Origin of the sequence: Curtobacterium sp. MCLR17_059 (assembly GCF_003234665.1) — a bacterium.
Classification (GTDB): Bacteria; Actinomycetota; Actinomycetes; order Actinomycetales; family Microbacteriaceae; genus Curtobacterium; species Curtobacterium flaccumfaciens.
Window position 1 is genome coordinate 24,634 of record NZ_QKSU01000003.1, and the last position, 18,236, is coordinate 42,869.

An 18,236-nucleotide genomic window follows, 5' to 3' on the forward strand; every position below is an offset into this window, starting at 1 on the left:
CCGGGTCGTCCGTCCGGGGTGTCGCGGGTGACGGCGGGAGCATCCGGGGCCCACGGGGCGGGCGGCCGGCGAGGGTGTCCCTGACAGGGTCACGTCCGGGCGTCGCCCGTCGCGTCGCCTCCCAGTCGCAGGAGTGCATCCCGGAGTCCGGCGCGCGTCGTCACGCCGAGCTTCGGGAACAGCCGGTACAGGTGCCCGCTCACGGTGCGCGGCGAGAGGTACAGCTGCCCGGCGATCTGCTTGTTGGTCAGTCCGGCCGCGGCGAGGGACGCCACACGGCGTTCCTGTTCGCTCAGGTCGACCGCCTCCAGCGCCGTCGGCAGCGGACGGGCGGCACCGGCTGCGCGCAGCTCGCGTTCCGCGCGGGCCCGCCAGTCACCGGCACCGAGCACCTCGAAGGCGCGCGCCGCCATCCGGAACTGGCCCCGGGCCTCCAGGGCGTGCATCCCGCGACGCAACCACTCGCCGTAGGCCAGGCGGACGCGGGCCACCTCGAACGGCGAGACGTCGCCGTCGACGCTGGCCAGCGCGTCCTCGAAGAGGGCGCGGGCTCCGTGCGTCTCGTCGACGACCGCTCGGCAGGCGAGCAGCACCAGGGAGCGGCGCGGGGTCGGCTGGTCGGTGAACGCCCGTTCCGCCCGGGCCACCAGTGCGGCACCGTGGTCGGCCAGGCGGAGCCGCGCAGCCGACTCCACCGCGTCGAGCAACTCGATCGGTCCGTAGCTGCTCTCGAGCCACCGCCCCGCCCTGCCCGATCGCGTCGCCGAGCGGCTGTAGGCCTCCTCGAACCGTCCCGTCGCGACGTCGAGCGCGGCGCGGGCGTGCTCCGCAGCCCGGGCGACCAGCGGCGTACCGTGCTGCGCCGCCCACCGTGCTGCGCGGTCGGCCTTCCGTGCCGCCTGCTCCGGCTCGCCCTGCACGGAGAGCACCAGTGCCTGCAGCGCCTCGGTCAGCGCGACGAGCGTCCCGGCCTGCCAGCGCTCGGCCGCTCGGTGCACGTGGTCGAACGCCGCCCGCGCCGCGTCGAGCCGCCCCGCCTGGTAGTGCGTCACGGCGGCACGGCACGAGCTGAAGTAGCCGAGGAGCCCGGCGTCGCCCGCTCGTCGGAGCACGGTCTCCACGTGGTCCCGGCGCGGATCCGTCGAGTCGAGCAGCGTCCACGCGATGTGCAGTGCCACGGCCTTCCAGGGCCGCGCGTCGGCAACCGATGCCTGCACCTCGCGGTACAGCGCGGCACGCTCGTGCTCGGTCCGGCCGGAACCGTCGACACAGTCCTCGACGAGCCGCAGCACCGGGTCGAGGTCACGGTCGGCGGTCAGCGCCAGCGCTTCGCCCCACCAGGAGTCGTGCCCGCCGAGGTAGCAGAGCACGTGCAGCGTCGCGACCAGGACGTCGTCGGTGCCCGCCCGGTCGGACTCCCGGAGCGCGGTCAGGACGGTCCGCCTGCCGGCGTGCACGTCACCGGACCGGACCGCCCGGACGAACTCGACCGCCGCCACCAGCGACGGATCGGGTCGGGTGCCACGGCGGACGGCCCGTTCAGCCTCGGTGTCGACGAGACCGAAGTCCCCGGTGAAGGCGGCCGTGACGGTGACGGAGACGTCGGCCGACGGCATCCGGGTGACCGATCCGGCCAGGGCCCGGCCCTCGCGCACCGCGACCACCACGACCGTCCCGAGGTCCCGCGCCAGTGCGGCGAGCAGGTCGTGCAGCACGGTCCTGGCGTCCTCGTCGAGCGCGTCGAAGTCCTCGACGAGCACGACGCTGCGGGTGGGCCCCGGTGCCCCGGCGTCGTGCGCCCGGACGAGGGCGAGCCACGGGGCCAGCGACGCGGCCTCGATGACGGGGTCACCGCCCACCGCACGCCACCGGACGACCGTGTGGCCGTCCGCCCGGGCGGCGTCCGTGATGTCCGCGAGTGCCCGTGCCCGGGCGGACGCGTCCGGTCCGGTGACGACCACGAAGGGATCGGTGCCGCCGGACGGCGAGCGCAGCGCTCGCCCGGTGCCGTCGTCGTGCGCCGGTCGTGCGTCCGAGATGCTGATCGTCGTCGTCGCTCCTGGATCGTCGGTCGACCGCCGCCCGGGAGGCCCGTGGCGGCTGCTCCGGACGCTAGCGACGACGACGCGGTCACCACATCACCCCGTGGTCGCGCGGGCATCCCCCCTTGCGGAGCGGGTCATCCGACTCAGGCGTGATGGGGTACCGGGTGGCGATGCTCGACGGGAGACACCCCACGGCACCGAACCGCACCGTCAGGACGGCTGCGGAGGAAAGGCGGACACCATGGCCTCCGTCCACGGCGCACCCTGATGCCCGGCGCACCGGGCAGCCGCGTCCCCATCGACGCGCAGAGCGTCGACGCACCGCTCTCCCGTTCGGCGGTGTTCCTGACCCTCGACGTCGGGCCGGACGACGACGACCTCGATGCCGTCCGCGACGTCCTCAGCGACCTCGACGGCCTGCTGAAGACGGTCGGGTTCCGCGACCTCGACGCGCACCTGTCCTGCGTCGTCGGCATCGGGGCGGTGGCGTGGGACCGGTTCTCGCCGCACGCCCGCCCGGAGGCGCTGCACCCGTTCCCCGCGCTGACCGGGCCGGTCCACTCGGCGCCGTCCACCGGGGGAGACCTGCTCTTCCACATCCGGGGTGAACGCACCGACGTCTGCTTCGAGTTCGAACGCCTGCTGCTCGCCGCGCTCGGGGACCACGTCACCGTGGTCGACGAGGTCAGCGGCTTCCGGTACTTCGACACCCGCGACCTGCTCGGCTTCGTGGACGGCACGGCGAACCCGGTCGCGCAGGACCTGGCAGCCTCCGCACTCATCGGTGCGGACGACCCGGACTGGGCCGGTGGCAGCTACGTCGTCGTCCAGAAGTACCTGCACGACCTGGCGGCGTGGAACGCCCTCGGGACGGACGCGCAGGAACGCATCATCGGCCGGTCGAAGTCGGACAACGTGGAGCGGGACAGTGCCACCGAGGTCCGGCCCTCGCACAAGTCGCTCGCGACCATCGTCGACGACGACGGGGTCGAGCACGACGTCCTCCGCGACAACATGCCCTTCGGTCGACCCGGCAGCGGGGAGTACGGCACCTACTTCATCGGCTACAGCGGTGAGCTCTGGGTGCTCGAACGGATGCTGGAACGGATGTTCGTCGGCGATCCTCCCGGGACGTACGACCGGCTGCTCGACTTCTCGCGCGCGGTCACCGGAGCGACGTTCTTCGCCCCCGCACGCGATCGTCTGGTGGACCTCGCCGCGCTCGCGGCACCACCGTCGCCGTCCGTGGTGGCGGCTCCCGACGCCACCGGTCCCGGTCTCGGCATCGGTTCACTCCGCAGCACGGAAGGGCACACGCCATGAACCACCTCCTCCGCGAACTCGCGCCGTTCGGTGCCGACACCTGGGCGGTGCTCGACGCCGAGGCCCGTGACCGGCTGGTCCCGGCGCTCGCCGCACGGCGCATCGTCGACTTCGACGGACCGCGCGGCTGGCAGTGGTCCTCGGTGGACCTCGGCCGCACCGACGCGGTGACCGGCGGGGTCGCCGACGGCATCACCGCACGGCGCCGCCGGGTCCTGCCGCTCTGCGAGGTCCGTGCGACCTTCACCGTCGCGCTCGAAGAGCTCGTGGACTCCTCCCGCGGCGCCACCGATGTCGACCTGGGCGACCTCGACGCGGCCGTGCTGCGGCTCGCGGCCCACGAGAACCGGGCGACGCTCCGGGGGTGGCCGGAGGGCGGCATCACCGGGGCCGGGCAGGCGTCGACCCAGCCCGCGCAGTCGCACGACGGCTCGCCGACGTCGTTCCGGGCCGCGGTCACCGCTGCGGTCGCCGCACTCCGCGACGTCGGGGTCGCCGGGCCGTACGCCCTGGCCTGCAGCCCCCGTGACTGGGCGGACATCGTCGAGACCGACGATGCCGGCACACCCCTGCGTGAGCAGCTCGAGGGCATCACCGGCGGTCAGGTCGAGCGAGCGCCCGGCATCGACGAGTCGCTGCTGATCAGTCAGCGCGGCGGGGACTTCGTGTTCACCGTCGGCGAGGACCTGGCCCTCGGCTACCTGGGCCACGACGGCGTCGACGTCACGATGTACGTCGAGGAGACCTTCGCGTTCCAGGTGAACACCCCCGAGGCATCCGTCGTCCTCCGCCGGTCGCTCTGAGGAGCAGGCACGACGGTCGGCCCGACGTGGTCCGATGCCCGCCCGCACCGACGTGCGCGTCGCGCGGGTGGGCTGACCGCGACCACGCAACGGACGGGAGGCCCGTGGCGGATCCGCCACGGGCCTCCCGTCCGTCTGCCGGTCGCCGTCGCGACCCGCGCCGATCAGTAGAAGTTGTTCGCCTGCGAGTGCCCCCACGCCGCGCACGGGGTGCCGTAGGCCGAGCTGATGTACTGCAGGCCCCAGGTGATCTGGGTGGTGGCGTTGGTGCGCCAGTCCGCGGCGATCGTGGCCATCTTCGAGCCGGGGAGCGCCTGCGGGATGCCGGTCGCGCCGCCGTTCGCGTTGACGGCCTGGTAGTTCCAGCCGGACTCCTTGGTCCACAGGTTGTCCAGGCACTGGAACTGGTCGGCACCCCAGCCGTACTCCGAGGACGCGAGCGAGCTCGCCGTGGCCTTGGCGCCGGCGACGGTGTTGCCGGCGGCGAGCTTCCGGGCGGCCTCCGCTGCCTCGGCGGCAGCCTTCCGCTCGGCTGCGGCCTTCGCTGCGGCCGCGGCCTTCGCGTCGACGTCCCGCTTGTCCTGCGTGGCGCTGGCCTGCGCGACGTGCGTGGTCGACGCGACCGTCGTCGAGATGCGGTTCGTCAGCGCAGCGCCGGACAGGTCCGGGTAGTCGCTCAGGGCGTCGACGCGCTGTTCGAGCGCCGAGGTGTCGACCTTGTGGTTCGCGGTCTGCATGACGGTCTTCGCCGTGGTGATCGTGGCGGCCGCCTGGGCGCGGTCGAGCGCGGTGCCGCGCAGGGCGGGCTCTGCGGTCGCCGAGGCGCTCGGGGTGCCCGTCGGCATGCCGAGGGCCTCGCCGATGGCGGGCTGCGTGCCGACGGTCAGGGCGCCACCGGCGACGGCCAGGACCGCTGCACCGCCGGCGATCAGCGTCGCGCGGTGCCGCAGGGCCCGGCGCATCCGGCGGGTGGGGGTGTTCAGGGCTTCACGTCGGGTCGAGGCCGTCGTGGTGGGGAGCTCAGGGGTGTGTCGCATCGGTTCCGCAGGTCGGCGGCTCGGTGGGGGAGGGACTCCTGCTCGCACGAACGAGGTCGTGCGGGCACGCCAGAGGCTGGCGGTGTCGGTGACACCGTCGACGACGACGAGGAGTCCTCGAGCCGGTGAGGACCGGACGGTGGTGTGGGGCCCGTCCGTCCGCCGGGAGCAGCCGTGGGGTGGCCGCGGTCAGGCGGAGCCGACACCATGACCGGTCAGACTGGGCAGCGCGTCCAGGAACGCTGGCAGAACGGTCCGTCCACCGCTTGGTAACGGTTCGGTAACGGTCGTGCGGGGCCTAGAAGGTGTGAGGTTCCTGGGCGTGCTCGCCCTGGGCGACACGCTCGAGCGCGGCCAGGGCGCCGGCGATCGCCTGGACGTCCGACTCGTCGAGCTCGGCGATGAGCTCGGCGACGATCCCGGTGCGGTTCGCACGGGCCTGCTCGACCGCCTCGATGCCCTCCGGCGTGGCCGTCACCATGAACGCCCGGCCGTCGCGTGGGTCGGCCTCGCGCTGGATGAAGCCGCGCTGCTCGAGCTCGGTCAGGATGCGGGTCATCGTGGGCTTCGTGACCACCTCGATCCGCGACAGGTCGCCGGGGCGCAGGGGTCCGTGCCGCTGGATCGACGCGAGCGCCGACACGATGCCGTACCCGAGCGAGGCCGAGTCGGTGCGGGCCCGTCGGTTGATCCGACCGACCGCGGCGGCCAGGCGTGCGGCGACCTCGGTACGGTCCGTCGGGCGGGGGTTCATGTGCTGCTCCGGGTGCCTGGTTCAGGTGGTCGCCAGCGATGCTATCGGTCCGCGCGGCCCCGGGACTGGGAGCGTCACGCGCGTGGCCGGGCCGCCGACCGGGAGGCCCGTGGAACGTCGGCCGCCCGCCTCGCGTGGGCGAGACGGGCGGTTCCTGTACGCCGGTACAGGTGGACTCAGTGCTTCTCGCCCGGCAGCTGGTGGATCGCCTCGGTCGCGAGCTCGGCCGCGACGTTGTCGCCGGACTCGGTCGCCGCCCGGAGACGCCGGAAGTCCTCGGTCATCCGGTCCCAGTCGACCAGTTCGTCGAGGTTCGGCAGTCGCAGCCGGAACGCCAGGCCGTCCATCGTGTCGCGGCAGACGCGCTGCAGGTTCTCGTTGCCGCACTCGGCGACGTACAGGGCGAAGACGTCGAGGGCGTCGTGGTTGACGGCGGCGACCTCGTGGGCCTCGAGCTCGGTGATCGTCTTGTCGAGCTGGGCCAGGATCTTCTTCCGGCTCGCCGAACCGAGGCGCGGGACCGCGAGCCGGACCACGCCGCCGAACAGCACGCCGAGGGTCTGCATCGCTTCGATGACCTCGGCGGGGTCCGGCGTCGTGACGCGGGTGTACCGGTTCGGGGCCATCTCGATCAGGCCGGCGCGGGACAGCTGGCTCAGGGCCTCGCGGATGGGTGTCCGGGAGACGCCGAGCCACGAGATGAGCTCGTCGTCGTTCAGCCGTTCCCCGGGCAGGAGCGTGCCGTCCATGATCGCGTCGTGGATCTTGTGGCGGACGGTGTCACGGAGCAGCTGGTGCTCGGTCGGGGCGCTGCGGGGGACCGGCATGCGTTCTCCTTCGGGGGCGGCGGCGTCGGGGCGCCGGGCGAACGGGCACGGTCGACATCGCACGTGCTCGCATCACCGTACCTGATATGACAACGGCGTTGCGGTCGGCTCAGCGCGTGTCAGTGTGGACGTTCAGATGCCGGTCACGCGCGTCGTGCGCGTCGTGCGCGTCGTGCGCGTCGCGCGCGTCACTCGTGTTCCGGGCGCTCTCCGAGCAAGCGGAGCGTGGCCGGGTCCTCGGTGCCGTCGTACCAGCGGTCCAGCACGGCGACGAACGGCTGTGGGTCGGTCGCAACCCGGGCGAAGAGGGTCATCGACGACCGGAGCTTCACCGCGTCGATGCCCCCGAGCAGGGCGTCGGCGGAGCGGGCGGGGGCGTGGTGTGCGACGTCGGTCGCCGTGAGCAGGCGGGGCCCGAGCACCGGGTGCGTCAGGTAGGCGCGGGCTTCGTCCACGCCGGTGATCGCGTAGCGCACGGCCGTGGCGCTCCGCCCCAGACCGGCCAGCTGCGGGAACACGAACCACATCCAGTGCGACGACTTCCGGCCCCGGCGGAGTTCGTCGAGCGCGAGGTCGTACACGCCCTGCTGGGCCCGGACGAAGCGGTCGAGGTCGAACGGGTCGTCGGCCTGTGCGTGCGGCTGCGCGTCCGTCACCGGACGACCCCGCCCCAGCCGTACCGGACGGTCGTGCCGTCGACCACGAGCAGGGAGTCCGGCGCCCGGTCGAACAACCCCGGCATGCCGACGGCGTCGGGCAGGTCGCCCTCGAGCCGGTCGAGCGTGGCCGAACGGGTGGTGAGCACCGGGTGCTGCCGCTGCCAGAACAGGGTCTGCGCCAGGTACCGCGCGTGGATGCCGGCGCGGGTGGTGAGCTCGGCGGCCAGCGGGGTGTCGACGACCTCGCCGGCGGTCACCCGCACCGAGGCCGCGTGCTTCGGCCGCACCGCACCGGTCGGGCGTTCCTGCCGGAGCGACCGCGCCCACCGCACCGGGTGCAGCGCGCGGGTCGGGTGCCGGACGGAGCGGTGCGCCACCGCGTCACCGCGGCGACGGGAACGTGCGTGCGCGAATGTGTACGGCACGCCGAGCAGTGCGTGCGCGGCCACGATGGCGGGCACGTTCGCGGTGTCGACCGTGCGGTAGGTCACCCCGCGCCGCCCCTGGTCGTCCACCGTGAGCACCTCGATCGTGACCTCGGTCATGGTGCCGAGCCGCCCGGCAGACGGGAACGGCGGCACCCGGGTCTCCCGGAACACGTACGCCGACAGCCCCACCCAGGCGCTGCCGTCGACCACGTCCGGACGGGTCCCGCGGGGGACGAGCCGCTGCAGCGACGCCGGGTCGTGCCGCCAGTGCGCGAACACGATGTCCTCCCAGGCGTGCTGGGTGACCGGGCGGTGCAGCAAGGGCACCGCCGCGCGGGTCCACGACGGCTGGGTCACGGCTTCGGTGCGTGCCGACCGACGCGCATGCTCCAGAGGACCAGCGGCAGCTGCAGGGGGAGCCGCAGGACCCCGATCAGCCGCATCGCTCGGCTCGAGCGGGGGTGGTCGAGCAGGTCGTTCGCCATCTTGACGTTGGCCGGGAACACCGCCGCGAACAGCGCCGCGGCGGCCCACCCCGAGGCACGGCGGGTGGCGGGGAACGCGAGCCCGGCGGCGATGCCCAGCTCGGCCACCCCGGAGGCCAGCGTGGTCAACCGCGGGGGCAGCGCGTCCGGCACGATCCGGTCGTAGTGGCGCGGGCGTAGGAAGTGGGTGATCCCGGCTCCGCCGAGGATCACAGCCAGGATGGTGGCCGTGCGGTTGGCACGTCGGATCCGCTCACGTCGTCGCATGCGCCCCATCGTGCTCGCCGGTCCTCGGAACCAGGTCAGTGCCGCTTCTCCACGTCAGTGCCCGTTCACGTCAGTGCCCGTTCACGTCAGTGCCCGTTCACGTCAGTGCGGTCGCGACGAGGTCGAGGACCGCCGTCGCCACCTCGGCCTTCGTGCCGGAGGTCTCGCGGACCACCTCGCCACCGGGCACCAGGACCTCGATCGCGTTCTCCTCGCGCTCGAAGCCGGCCGACCAGCCGACGTGGTTCACGACGAGCAGGTCCGCCGGCTTCCGGCTGATCTTGGCGCGCCCGAGCTCGATCCGCGCGTCGCGGTCGGGCTCGGTCTCGGCGGCGAACCCGACGATGATCTGCCCGGTCCGCCGTGCCGCCACGAGGTCGGCGAGCACGTCCGGGTTCCGCACCAGCTCGAGCGTCATGCGCTCGCCCTGGGCGTCCTTCTTGAGCTTCTCGGTGAGCACCTCGGCCGGACGGTAGTCGGCGACGGCGGCGGTCATCACGACGACGTCCGCTTCGGTGGCGGCGGCGTGCACGGCCTCGGCGAGTTCGAGCGCGGACCCGACGGGCACCACGGTCGCGTCCAGCCCGGCGGTCAGCGAACCCTCGACGTTCGCGGCGACGAGGGTCACGGACGCGCCACGACGGACGGCGTCGGCGGCGATCGCGATGCCCTGGCGGCCGCTCGAGCGGTTGCCGACGAACCGCACCGGGTCGAAGGGCTCGCGGGTGCCGCCCGCGCTGACGACGACGCGGACGCCCGCAAGGTCGCCCTGTTCACCACGGGCCCCGGTGCTGGCCGCGGTGCCGGTCTCAGCACTGCGGCGGCCGGCCGGGGCGGGGTGCTGGTCGAGCACGGCGAGTGCTGCGGCGACGATGTCCTCGGGCTCCGCCATCCGACCGATGCCCGCATCGTCGCCGGTGAGCGCGCCGACGACCGGGCCGACCAGGTGGACGCCGCGGTCACGCAGCGTGGCGACGTTCGCACGGGTCGCGGGGTGCTCCCACATCTGCGGGTGCATCGCCGGGGCGACGACGACGGGCGCCTCGGTCGCGAGCAGCGTCGTGCCGAGCAGGTCGCTCGCCAGGCCGTGCGCCATCCGGGCGAGCGAGTCGGCGGTGGCCGGGGCGATGACGACCAGGTCCGCCCGGCGACCGAGCGCGACGTGGCGCACCTCGGCGACGTCGTCCCACACGCTCGTGGTGACGGGGTTGCGGCTGAGGGCCTCGAGCGTCGGCAGCCCGACGAAGCGCAGGGCGCCCTCGGTCGGGACGACGTGCACGTCGTGGCCGCGCTTGACCAGGTCGCGGACGACCCCGACGGCCTTGTAGGCGGCGATGCCCCCGGTGATCCCCAGGATGACGGTCAGGGTGCGCTCTGCTGCTGCGTTCACCTGGCTCACGCTACCGGGGCCACGTGCGAGGATCGACGGCATGTGCACCGTCGTCGTCCGCGTCGACCCCGGGGCTGCATGGCCCGTCACCGTGCTCGCCCTGCGGGACGAGTCGCCCGAGCGCCCGTGGGACCCGCCCGCTGCCTGGTGGCCGGACCGCGACCCGGACCTCCGAGGTGTCCGTGACCGCTCCGCCGGTGGTGCGTGGCTCGCCGCGTCCGACCGAGCCGGCCTGGCCGTGGTGCTCAACCGCGCCGAACCCGTGACGAGCGTCGACGGCACGTGGACGACCCGCGGCGTGGTGCCGGTGGACGCCGTCGCCGACGACCTGCTGCCCGGACACGACGGCACGCTGCCGACCACCCGGGCCTTCAACCTGGTGCGCGCCACGGCCGAGGGCGCCTCGGTGCTGACCTGGGACGGCGAACAGGTCCGCACCACCGACCTCGGCCCCGGCGTCCACATGGTCACGCACGGTGCGGCCGACGACCCCGCGGCGCCGCGCATCGGTCGGTGGCTCGAGGCCTTCCGCGCCGTCGACGCCCCGGCCGGCCCGCCGGTGCTCGGCCCGTTCGACGAACTCCGCACCGTGGACTCCGGTGGCGACGCCGGGGACGGCTGGGGTGGCTGGTTCGGCGTGCTGGCGGAGTCCGCAGCGCTGCCGAGCGACCACCCCGACGCGATCCTCCGCGACGTGCACGAGGCCGAGGGGCACATGACGACCCTGTCGATCGTCGCCGCGGCGATCGCGCCGGGCCGCACCGTCCTGCAGCACGCCCGCCTGACCGAACCCGGGAAGCTGGACGGGTCGGTGGAGCTGCACCGCGCCTGACGCTGGCGACGCGACGGACCCGACCCGGGCCTCCCGGCCGTGCCCGCGTCCGTCGCGAGACGCCTCTGTCTCGCCGAGACGCCGCCGAACACGGCGGCGTCTCGTGCGTTCCAGGGCGCCTCGAGATGACGCCGGCGTGCAGCGTGCGCTCCCCACCACCGGACGGGAGGCCCGTGGTGGAGTGACCACGGGCCTCCCGTCCGCCTGTCCCCGCGTTCTCGAGCGCGCGAGACGCCGGCGTGCCCGTTCGACGCCGCCACGTGCACGAGACGCCTCCGGATTCGGCGGCGTCTCGTGGAGCTGGAGGCGTCCTGGCGAGACGCCGGCGTCTCGGCTAGAGCGGCGGGCGCGTCCCGGTGAGGTCCTCGGCGACGGCCCAGAGCGAGCGGGCGAGGTCGGCACTCCGCGCGGACCCGGGGATCGACACGGTGGTGGTCGGACCGGTCATGCCGAACGGACCCGAGGGGCCGTAGTACGCGCCTCCAACGGCGTTCGGCCCGACCGCCGCGTACAGCAGCGGCTCGGTGCCCTGCTCGACGGCCTGGGTGAACGGCAGGGCGCGGTTGCTCGACCGCACCGGCTTCGACCGACCGAGCGAGCGTCCCGCGGCCTGCAGGTTCGTCCGGGTGTAGCCGGGGTGGGCGGCGGTGCTGACCAGGGGCACGTCGGCCTCGACGGTCAGGCGGTGCAGGTGCAGCGCGAGGAGCAGGTCGGCGAGCTTCGACTGCGCGTAGGCGCGCCAGCCGTTGTAGCCGCGCTCCCACTGCAGGTCGGCGAAGCGGATCCGGCCGGGGATCGCGGCGAGGCTCGACATCGTGACGACCCGGGGTGCCTCGGCCAGGGGACCGTCGGCGAGGGGCGTGCGCGCACGCAGCAGCGACGGCAGCAGCAGGTTCGTCAGGGCGAACGGGCCGAGGAAGTTCGTGCCGAACTGCAGCTCGAATCCGTCGACGGTCTCGAAGCGCTCCGGCGGGGCCATCACGCCGGCGTTGTTGACCAGGACGTCGATCGGACGTTCCTCGTCGACGATGCCGCTGGCGAAGCGGCGGACGCTCGCCAGGTCGGCGAGGTCGAGTTCGCGGACCTCCACGTCGGCTGCGGGGTGAGCGGCGCGGATGCCGGCGGCGGCGGTCTCGCCCTTCTCGGTGCTGCGGACGGCGAGCACGACACTGGCGCCGGCTCCGGCGAGGCGCAGGGCCGCCTCCTGTCCGGTGCCGCTGTTGGACCCGGTGACGACGATGCGGCGTCCGGTCTGGTCGGGGAGGTTCGGCATGCGGGTGACCGTACTCGTCCGGGCTGGCCGACCCCGGTCCGGGCCCGGTGCGCGCACGCCGCGGCCGTGCTATGTTGATGCAAACGCATGGAAGTGCGACCAGGAGGACACCATGAGCAACGCATTCGGCACCGACCGTCCCTCGGACGTCCCGCCGCCCGCACCCGACCGGATCGGACCGCTGCAGCTCGGCCTCGACACCTTCGGTGACGTCACCGAGCGCGCCGACGGCAGCCTGCAGTCCGACGCGCAGAGCATCCGCGACGTCGTCGACCAGGCCGTCCTCGCCGACCAGGTCGGCGTCGACTTCATCGGCGTCGGGGAGCACCACCGAGCCGACTTCGTCGTGAGCGCCCCCGAGGTCGTCCTCGCCGCGATCGCCGCCAGCACCGAGCGCATCCGGATGGGCTCCGCGGTCACCGTGTTGTCCTCCGACGACCCCGTCCGCGTGTACGAGCGCTTCGCCACCGTCGACGCCCTGTCGAACGGTCGCGCCGAGGTCATCCTGGGGCGTGGCTCCTTCACCGAGTCGTTCCCCCTGTTCGGCTACGAGCTGAGCGACTACGAGGTCCTGTTCGAGGAGAAGCTCCAGCTCTGGTCGGCCCTGCGCGGCGGCGACGCCGTCACCTGGTCCGGCACGAAGCGTGCGGGTCTGGTCGACCAGGACGTCTTCCCGAAGCTCGAGCACGGTGCCATCCCGACCTGGATCGGCGTCGGCGGCTCCCCACAGTCGGTCATCCGCGCCGCGTCGTACGGCCTGCCGCTGTTCCTCGCCATCATCGGCGGGCAGCCGGCCCAGTTCGCCCCGTTCTCGCGCCTGTACCGCCAGGCCCTCGCGCAGCTCGACCTGCCGCAGCAGCCCATCGCGATGCACTCGCCGGGCTTCGTGGCCGCCACCGACGAAGAGGCGGCCGAGCGCTACTGGCCGTACCACAAGGCCGTCACCGACCAGCTCGGCCGGGAGCGCGGCTGGCCGCCCCTCGACGCCGCCGGGTACCGCGCGAGCCTGTCGGCCGGCGGTTCGCTCTACGTCGGCTCCCCGGAGACCGTCGCCCGGAAGGTCGCGCGCAACATGCGGATCCTCGGCGCCTCGCGCTTCGACATGCGGTACGCCACGGGTCGCCTGCCGCACGCCGACATGATGCGCTCGATCGAGCTCTACGGCACCGAGGTCGCGCCCCGCGTGCGCGAGCTGCTGGCGCAGCCCGTCCCCGTCGCCTGACGGTCGCTGGCCCGTCCGGGTCCGGTCCGGTCCGGTCCGCAAAACACCGGTGTTCGCGCTCCACACCCCCCTTCGCGGGTGTTCGGAGCGTGGACACCGGTGTTTTGCGTTCAGGTTCCGGTCCGTGCGGGCGCGCGGGTGACGGCCGGGAGGCCCGGGGCGGCCGCCGAGATCGGCCCACGGGGGCCGCGGGTACGGTCCAGGGCATGTCGTCACGCCCCGACCACGCCTCCGGTCCCGCTGCTGGTCACGCCGCAGGCTCCGCCGTCGAACGCCGGTTCCGCGGCCGGATCATGGGCGTCGGCACCACCTCGGGCGTCCGGATCGTCGTCGGCATGTGGGACCGCTCGCCGTTCGGGCCGTTCACGGACGTGTTCCTCGAACTCCCCGACGGCTCCAGCGTGCTGCTCGCGCCCGACGAGATCGTCGCCGCGTACGTCTCCGGCACCTACCGCTTCGACACCGTCTCGGTCGTCGACGTCCGCGCCCGCCGCACCGCCAGCGGGCTCGAGCTGTCCGCCGGGGCACTGCAGGCCTCGATCGACGTCGGCGGCATCTCGCCGCTCGGCCGGATCCTGCGCATCGTCCCGAAGCCGATCGCCCGCGACCCGCGCTGGCTCGCCGCGATCGACCCCGTGGCACGGCTGCTCGCGCCCGGGTCCGGTACCGCGGGCTCGGCGGGCAACGGCCGGCGCGAGTACTACGGCGTCACCGGGGCGCACGACGTCACCGGGGTGCGGGGGACCTGGGCGGGGGAGCCCCTCGGGGACCTGGCGCCGCTCGACCCGCCCGTGGCGTTCGGCTTCGCCTCGATGCCGAAGATCCCGCAGGTCGTCGACGTCGAGACCACGATCCGCGAACCCGCCTGACGCCGGCTGGCCCGCCCACGGTGCCGCCCGCCGGTTCCGTGCGTGCGCATGTTCCGACGATCCGCGCGTCGATCGACTCGTGTCCGGTCGCTCGATGCACACGCATCCGGTGCGTGTGCATGCAACGACGTTCCACCTGTCGATCGACGCGTGTGGTGTCGCTTCCTGCACACGCATGCACGGCTCGGAGGCCGGCGCGCGCCGGGCGGGGGCGGCGTGGCGGGCGTGCACCGGGCCTCCAGGCCGACCGCGACCGGACCGCGTCGACGCGCCGGGCTGACGCGTCCAGCGCCGGAGGGGCACACTGGTCGGAACGGTACGGCCCCGTGCACCGACGGTCGCACGTCGGCAGGAGCGGGGCGCATGACGCAAAGGAGCACCATGACCGACACACAGACGGACCAGCGCGCCGCCATCTCGGACATCGTCCACGGCGCCCACACGGCACTGCTCACCACGGTGAGCGAGGACGGGAACCTGCACGCCAGGCCCCTCGCGGTGCAGGACAAGACGTTCCACGGGACCCTGCGGTTCCTGGTGCAGGACGGCAGCGAGAAGGTCGAGGACATCGCGCGGAACCCGCACGTCAACGTCTCGATCGAGTCGCAGGGCGGGTACCTGTCCATCGCCGGGACCGCGACCGTGACCCAGGACGACTCGGTCGTCGACGAGCTGTGGTCCCCGTTCGCCGAGGCCTGGTTCCCCGAGGGCCGTCAGGACCCGTCGATCCGGCTGCTCACGGTCGAGGGGGTCTCCGTCGAGTACTGGACCCAGGACACCGGGCCGGTCGGCAGCCTGGTGCAGATGTTCAAGGCGGCGCTCGGTAAGCAGAGCCAGCCGGACACCGGCGACCACGGCACGGTCGAGCTCTGAGGCGCGACGCCTGACGCGTAGCGCGCGACGTCGTCGTCCTGTCCGGACGGCGGCGTTGCGTCGTAGCGGTGCGCCGCGCGCGGTGCTTGTGCTTGTGCGCGGTGCGCGGGCGGCGTGCCGCCGCCTGCGAGGGCTGTGCGTCAGCCGCTCACGGAGGGCCGAGCAGCCACAGCACCGCGACCAGGACCGGCTGCCCGGCCAACGCGGCCGTCACGAAGGTCCACCGCATCCAGGGCTTCGCGACCAGCTCGGGCGACCCGAACAGCGGCGCGAGCGGCATGAGCAGCCGCGGGGTCGAGGCCATCGGCAGCGACACCGCGAAGATGTAGAGCGCGTACGCGGCCGAGTACAGCACCGTCGTGGGCCCGAGCCGCAGCGTCGAGCGGCGGAGCAGCCAGATCGGGTACGTGACGAGCAGGAACACCACGATCAGGATCCCGCCCACGCCGAGCCAGCGGCCCGCGATGAGGAACCACGGCGTCAGCGGCACGAAGTCCACCCGGCCGATGAAGTTCACCCACCACGACATCTCGGTCTCCAGGTAGGCGTTCGGCGTCCCGGTGGCGTGCGAGGCGATCACCGGCCAGGCGAGCCCCGCGAGGACCATGGTCAGCCCCGCGGCGACGACCCGGACCTGCTCGCGGAGTGGGAAGCCCTCGAACACCCGGCCGGTTTCGCGCCGTGCACGGACCCACCGCACGAGTGCGACGACGCCGAGCACGAGCGGGATCGCCAGGGCACCGGGGCGGGTGAAGGCCGCGGCGACGCCGAGTGCCGTCAGTAGTCCGTAGCGCCGACGCTCCAGCGCGAGCAGCGCCCCGAACGACAGCGCGAGGAACATGCTCTCCGCGTACCCGACCTGCAGCAGGAACGACAGCGGACCGCAGCTGAAGAAGAAGACCGCCCACATCGCGGCGGCGTGCCCGGCGCGGTCCCGCACCAGGCGGTGCAGCAGGTAGGTGGCGAGCAGCCCGGCGACGATCGCCACGAGCGGGGCGCCGAGTTCGAACGGCACCCCGGTCGAGGCGGTCAGCGCCCGGATCGTGAAGGGGAACGCCGGTAGGAAGGCCCAGGCGTTCTGCGCGACGTTGCCGGCGGCGTCCAGCGGCAGCGCGTCCGGGTACCCGTGCAGCGAGATCTGCTCGTAGTACTGCCCGTCCCAGGCCACCAGGAATGCACCGAAGCCGTGCTCGTTGCCCCAGATCGCGTTGCCCGGAAGCGCGCGACCGATGAGCGGGTACGCGAGCGCGAGCCACAGGGTCGACAGGACCCGGCCGCCCGTCCAGACTAGCAGGACCGCCGCCCACGCCGGCAACGAGGCAACGGTGTCCAGGACACGTCGTCGACCGCTGGCCGTGCCCGCGGCGACCACGCCTGCACTGTCGGTGCGGCTCACGCGCGAGTTCCTCGGCGTTCGTGTGGTCGGGTCGGCACCCGGCCAGGGTAGTCGGCCCGAGCATGAGGATCGCCCGGAACTGCGCCTGGAGGCCCGTCCCGCGTCGTGTGCGCTGCGTCGCGTCCGGTGGGTGGCGGGTGCGGGGTCCGGCGGATGGTCGGTGCCGCGCCCGGTGTCCCGTCCGGTGTCCCGTCCGGTGGGCGGCCCGTCCGTGACGGCGCGGACGTCCGCGGGCATAGTCTCGGTGGGCGATGACGACGACGGCGACGACACCCAGACGACGGACGCGCAGCACGGCGGTCGCCGTGCTGGTGGCCGGGACCTTCTTCATGGAGCTCCTGGACGGCACGATCCTGGCGACCGCCGCCCCGGCCATGGGGCGTGACCTCGGGGTCGACTCCGCCGCGGTGGGCGTCACGATCACCGCGTACCTCGTGACCCTCGCGGTGTTCATCCCGGTGTCCGGCTGGCTCACCGACCGGATCGGTTCGCGGACCGTCTTCGCCGGGGCCATCGCGCTGTTCACGATCGCGTCGGCCCTGTGCGCGCTGTCCACGGGGCTGGTCGAGCTGACGCTGTGGCGCATCCTGCAGGGGCTCGGTGGAGCGCTCATGGTGCCCGTCGGCCGGCTCGTCGTGCTCCGGAGCGCCGGGCGCGAACAACTCGTCACCGCCATCGCCATCCTGACCTGGCCGGCCCTCGCCGCACCGATCATCGCGCCGTTCATCGGCGGGGTCCTCGTCGAGACGCTGTCGTGGCACTGGATCTTCCTCATCAACATCCCGCTCGGCGTCATCGCCTTCGTCGCCGCCCTGGTGCTCGTGCCACAGGAGCGTGCGGCGCAGCGGGTGCCGTTCGACTGGTTCGGGTCGCTGCTCGCCTGCGTCGGGCTCGGTTCGCTCGTGGTCATGGCCTCGCTGCTCGCGCTCGACGTCGTGCCGGTCACCGCGGTCGTCGTCTCCGGGGTCCTCGGCGCGGTCTGCTGCTGGCTCGCGATCCGGCACTTCCGCCGGGCTCCGCACCCGATCATGGGGCTCGATGCGTTCCGGCTCGAGACCTTCCGGGTGTCGCACGCCGGCGGCGGCCTGTTCCGCCTGGCGGTGTCCGCGGTGCCGTTCGTGCTCCCGCTGCTGTTCCAGGACGCCTGGGGTTGGAGCGCCGTGCTCGCCGGGTCCGCCGTGCTGTGGGTGTTCGTCGGCAACCTCGGCATCAAGCCGATGACGACCCCGTTCCTCCGTTGGTTCGGCTACCGCCCGGTGATCATCGTGTCGTCGGCCGTCGCCGCGCTGACCGTGGTCGCGATGGCGTTCATGACCGAGGGCACCCCGTTCTGGCTGCTCGCCGTCCTGCTCGTCGTCAGCGGTGCCGCCCGCTCGGTGGGCTTCACGGCGTACAACACCATCGCCTTCGCCGACGTCGAGCAGGCCGACATGACCCCCGCGAACACGCTGTCCTCGACGTTGCAGCAGACCGCCGCGGGCTTCGGTGTCGCCGTCGCCGCCGTGGTCATCCGCGCGGCCTCCGGGCTGGGCGGCGACGGGCCGTACGCAGCCGCGTTCTGGGTCATCGCCGCCCTGCTCGTGGTCGCCTGCGTGGAGGGCATCCTGATGAGTCGCACAGCGGGCGACACCGTCCGCCCGGTCCGCCGTGTCCGCGCCTGATCCCGCCGCTGTCCGTTTCCGTCACGGTCACACGGTGGAAACCCGGCAGGCGTTACAGTCTCAGCAACCGTCCGCGGTACCCGAGTACGGTG

Annotated in this window: 17 protein-coding genes; 7 read left to right on the plus strand and 10 right to left on the minus strand. The window is 73.4% G+C overall.

What is annotated here, in order from left to right:
- Positions 1-89: 89 nt before the first annotated feature.
- Positions 90-1,961, minus strand: coding sequence for a helix-turn-helix transcriptional regulator (locus DEJ12_RS05645; protein WP_111029329.1), 1,872 nt, complete (start codon positions 1,959-1,961; stop codon positions 90-92).
- Positions 1,962-2,312: 351 nt separating this feature from the next.
- Between DEJ12_RS05645 and DEJ12_RS05650 the strand changes: the two genes are divergently transcribed.
- Both DEJ12_RS05650 and DEJ12_RS05655 read left to right on the plus strand, forming a co-directional pair.
- Positions 2,313-3,368, plus strand: a complete 1,056-nt coding sequence (locus DEJ12_RS05650; RefSeq protein ID WP_111029330.1) for a Dyp-type peroxidase — start codon at positions 2,313-2,315, stop codon at positions 3,366-3,368.
- On the plus strand, positions 3,365-4,171 hold the full coding sequence (locus DEJ12_RS05655) for a family 1 encapsulin nanocompartment shell protein (protein ID WP_111029331.1): 807 nt from the start codon (positions 3,365-3,367) through the stop codon (positions 4,169-4,171). Before DEJ12_RS05650 ends, DEJ12_RS05655 begins: the two co-directional genes overlap by 4 nt.
- 164 nt (positions 4,172-4,335) lie before the next feature.
- Here DEJ12_RS05655 and DEJ12_RS05660 read toward each other — a convergent pair whose 3' ends face one another.
- From DEJ12_RS05660 to DEJ12_RS05690, 7 genes are all read right to left on the minus strand, one after another.
- Positions 4,336-5,208 (minus strand): phospholipase, encoded by an 873-nt coding sequence (locus DEJ12_RS05660; protein WP_111029332.1) that lies wholly within the window; start codon positions 5,206-5,208, stop codon positions 4,336-4,338.
- A 298-nt stretch (positions 5,209-5,506) separates the two neighbouring features.
- On the minus strand, positions 5,507-5,962 hold the full coding sequence (locus tag DEJ12_RS05665) for a MarR family winged helix-turn-helix transcriptional regulator (RefSeq protein ID WP_027466277.1): 456 nt from the start codon (positions 5,960-5,962) through the stop codon (positions 5,507-5,509).
- A gap of 176 nt (positions 5,963-6,138) precedes the next feature.
- On the minus strand, positions 6,139-6,789 hold the full coding sequence (locus DEJ12_RS05670) for a GntR family transcriptional regulator (RefSeq protein ID WP_071405086.1): 651 nt from the start codon (positions 6,787-6,789) through the stop codon (positions 6,139-6,141).
- A 188-nt stretch (positions 6,790-6,977) separates the two neighbouring features.
- On the minus strand, positions 6,978-7,445 hold the full coding sequence (locus tag DEJ12_RS05675; RefSeq protein ID WP_111029333.1) for a DUF1810 domain-containing protein: 468 nt from the start codon (positions 7,443-7,445) through the stop codon (positions 6,978-6,980).
- Entirely contained in the window at positions 7,442-8,233 is a 792-nt protein-coding gene (locus DEJ12_RS05680; protein ID WP_163342685.1) for a YqjF family protein, read from the minus strand. Before DEJ12_RS05680 ends, DEJ12_RS05675 begins: the two co-directional genes overlap by 4 nt.
- Positions 8,230-8,628 carry a hypothetical protein gene (locus tag DEJ12_RS05685; RefSeq protein WP_071405089.1) on the minus strand — a complete coding sequence of 133 codons (399 nt, stop codon included), beginning with the start codon at positions 8,626-8,628 and terminating at the stop codon, positions 8,230-8,232. The genes DEJ12_RS05680 and DEJ12_RS05685 overlap by 4 nt, the downstream gene beginning before the upstream one ends.
- A gap of 97 nt (positions 8,629-8,725) precedes the next feature.
- Positions 8,726-9,994: a phosphopantothenate--cysteine ligase family flavoprotein gene (locus tag DEJ12_RS05690; RefSeq protein ID WP_111029508.1), complete on the minus strand. Its 1,269-nt coding sequence runs from the start codon at positions 9,992-9,994 to the stop codon at positions 8,726-8,728.
- A 64-nt stretch (positions 9,995-10,058) separates the two neighbouring features.
- On the opposite strand from DEJ12_RS05690, the gene DEJ12_RS05695 reads away from it, so the two are divergent.
- The gene (locus DEJ12_RS05695; RefSeq protein ID WP_181433085.1) at positions 10,059-10,850 is read left to right on the plus strand and encodes an NRDE family protein; all 792 of its coding nucleotides are present in this window, start codon (positions 10,059-10,061) and stop codon (positions 10,848-10,850) included.
- A 334-nt stretch (positions 10,851-11,184) separates the two neighbouring features.
- Here DEJ12_RS05695 and DEJ12_RS05700 read toward each other — a convergent pair whose 3' ends face one another.
- Entirely contained in the window at positions 11,185-12,123 is a 939-nt protein-coding gene (locus tag DEJ12_RS05700; protein ID WP_027466280.1) for an SDR family oxidoreductase, read from the minus strand.
- Between the two features lie 112 nt (positions 12,124-12,235).
- On the opposite strand from DEJ12_RS05700, the gene DEJ12_RS05705 reads away from it, so the two are divergent.
- The 3 genes from DEJ12_RS05705 to DEJ12_RS17945 all read left to right on the plus strand — a co-directional run bounded on the left by DEJ12_RS05705 (position 12,236) and on the right by DEJ12_RS17945 (position 15,087).
- The gene (locus DEJ12_RS05705; RefSeq protein WP_258370552.1) at positions 12,236-13,345 is read left to right on the plus strand and encodes an LLM class flavin-dependent oxidoreductase; all 1,110 of its coding nucleotides are present in this window, start codon (positions 12,236-12,238) and stop codon (positions 13,343-13,345) included.
- Positions 13,346-13,551: 206 nt separating this feature from the next.
- Positions 13,552-14,214, plus strand: coding sequence for a hypothetical protein (locus tag DEJ12_RS05710; RefSeq protein WP_111029336.1), 663 nt, complete (start codon positions 13,552-13,554; stop codon positions 14,212-14,214).
- A gap of 381 nt (positions 14,215-14,595) precedes the next feature.
- Positions 14,596-15,087 (plus strand): pyridoxamine 5'-phosphate oxidase family protein, encoded by a 492-nt coding sequence (locus tag DEJ12_RS17945; protein ID WP_071405093.1) that lies wholly within the window; start codon positions 14,596-14,598, stop codon positions 15,085-15,087.
- Between the two features lie 148 nt (positions 15,088-15,235).
- Here the strand turns inward: DEJ12_RS17945 and DEJ12_RS05720 are convergent, their stop codons facing one another.
- Positions 15,236-16,483 carry a hypothetical protein gene (locus DEJ12_RS05720; protein WP_111038148.1) on the minus strand — a complete coding sequence of 416 codons (1,248 nt, stop codon included), beginning with the start codon at positions 16,481-16,483 and terminating at the stop codon, positions 15,236-15,238.
- Between the two features lie 251 nt (positions 16,484-16,734).
- Between DEJ12_RS05720 and DEJ12_RS05725 the strand changes: the two genes are divergently transcribed.
- Positions 16,735-18,144, plus strand: a complete 1,410-nt coding sequence (locus tag DEJ12_RS05725) for an MFS transporter (RefSeq protein ID WP_111029339.1) — start codon at positions 16,735-16,737, stop codon at positions 18,142-18,144.
- Positions 18,145-18,236: the final 92 nt, after the last annotated feature.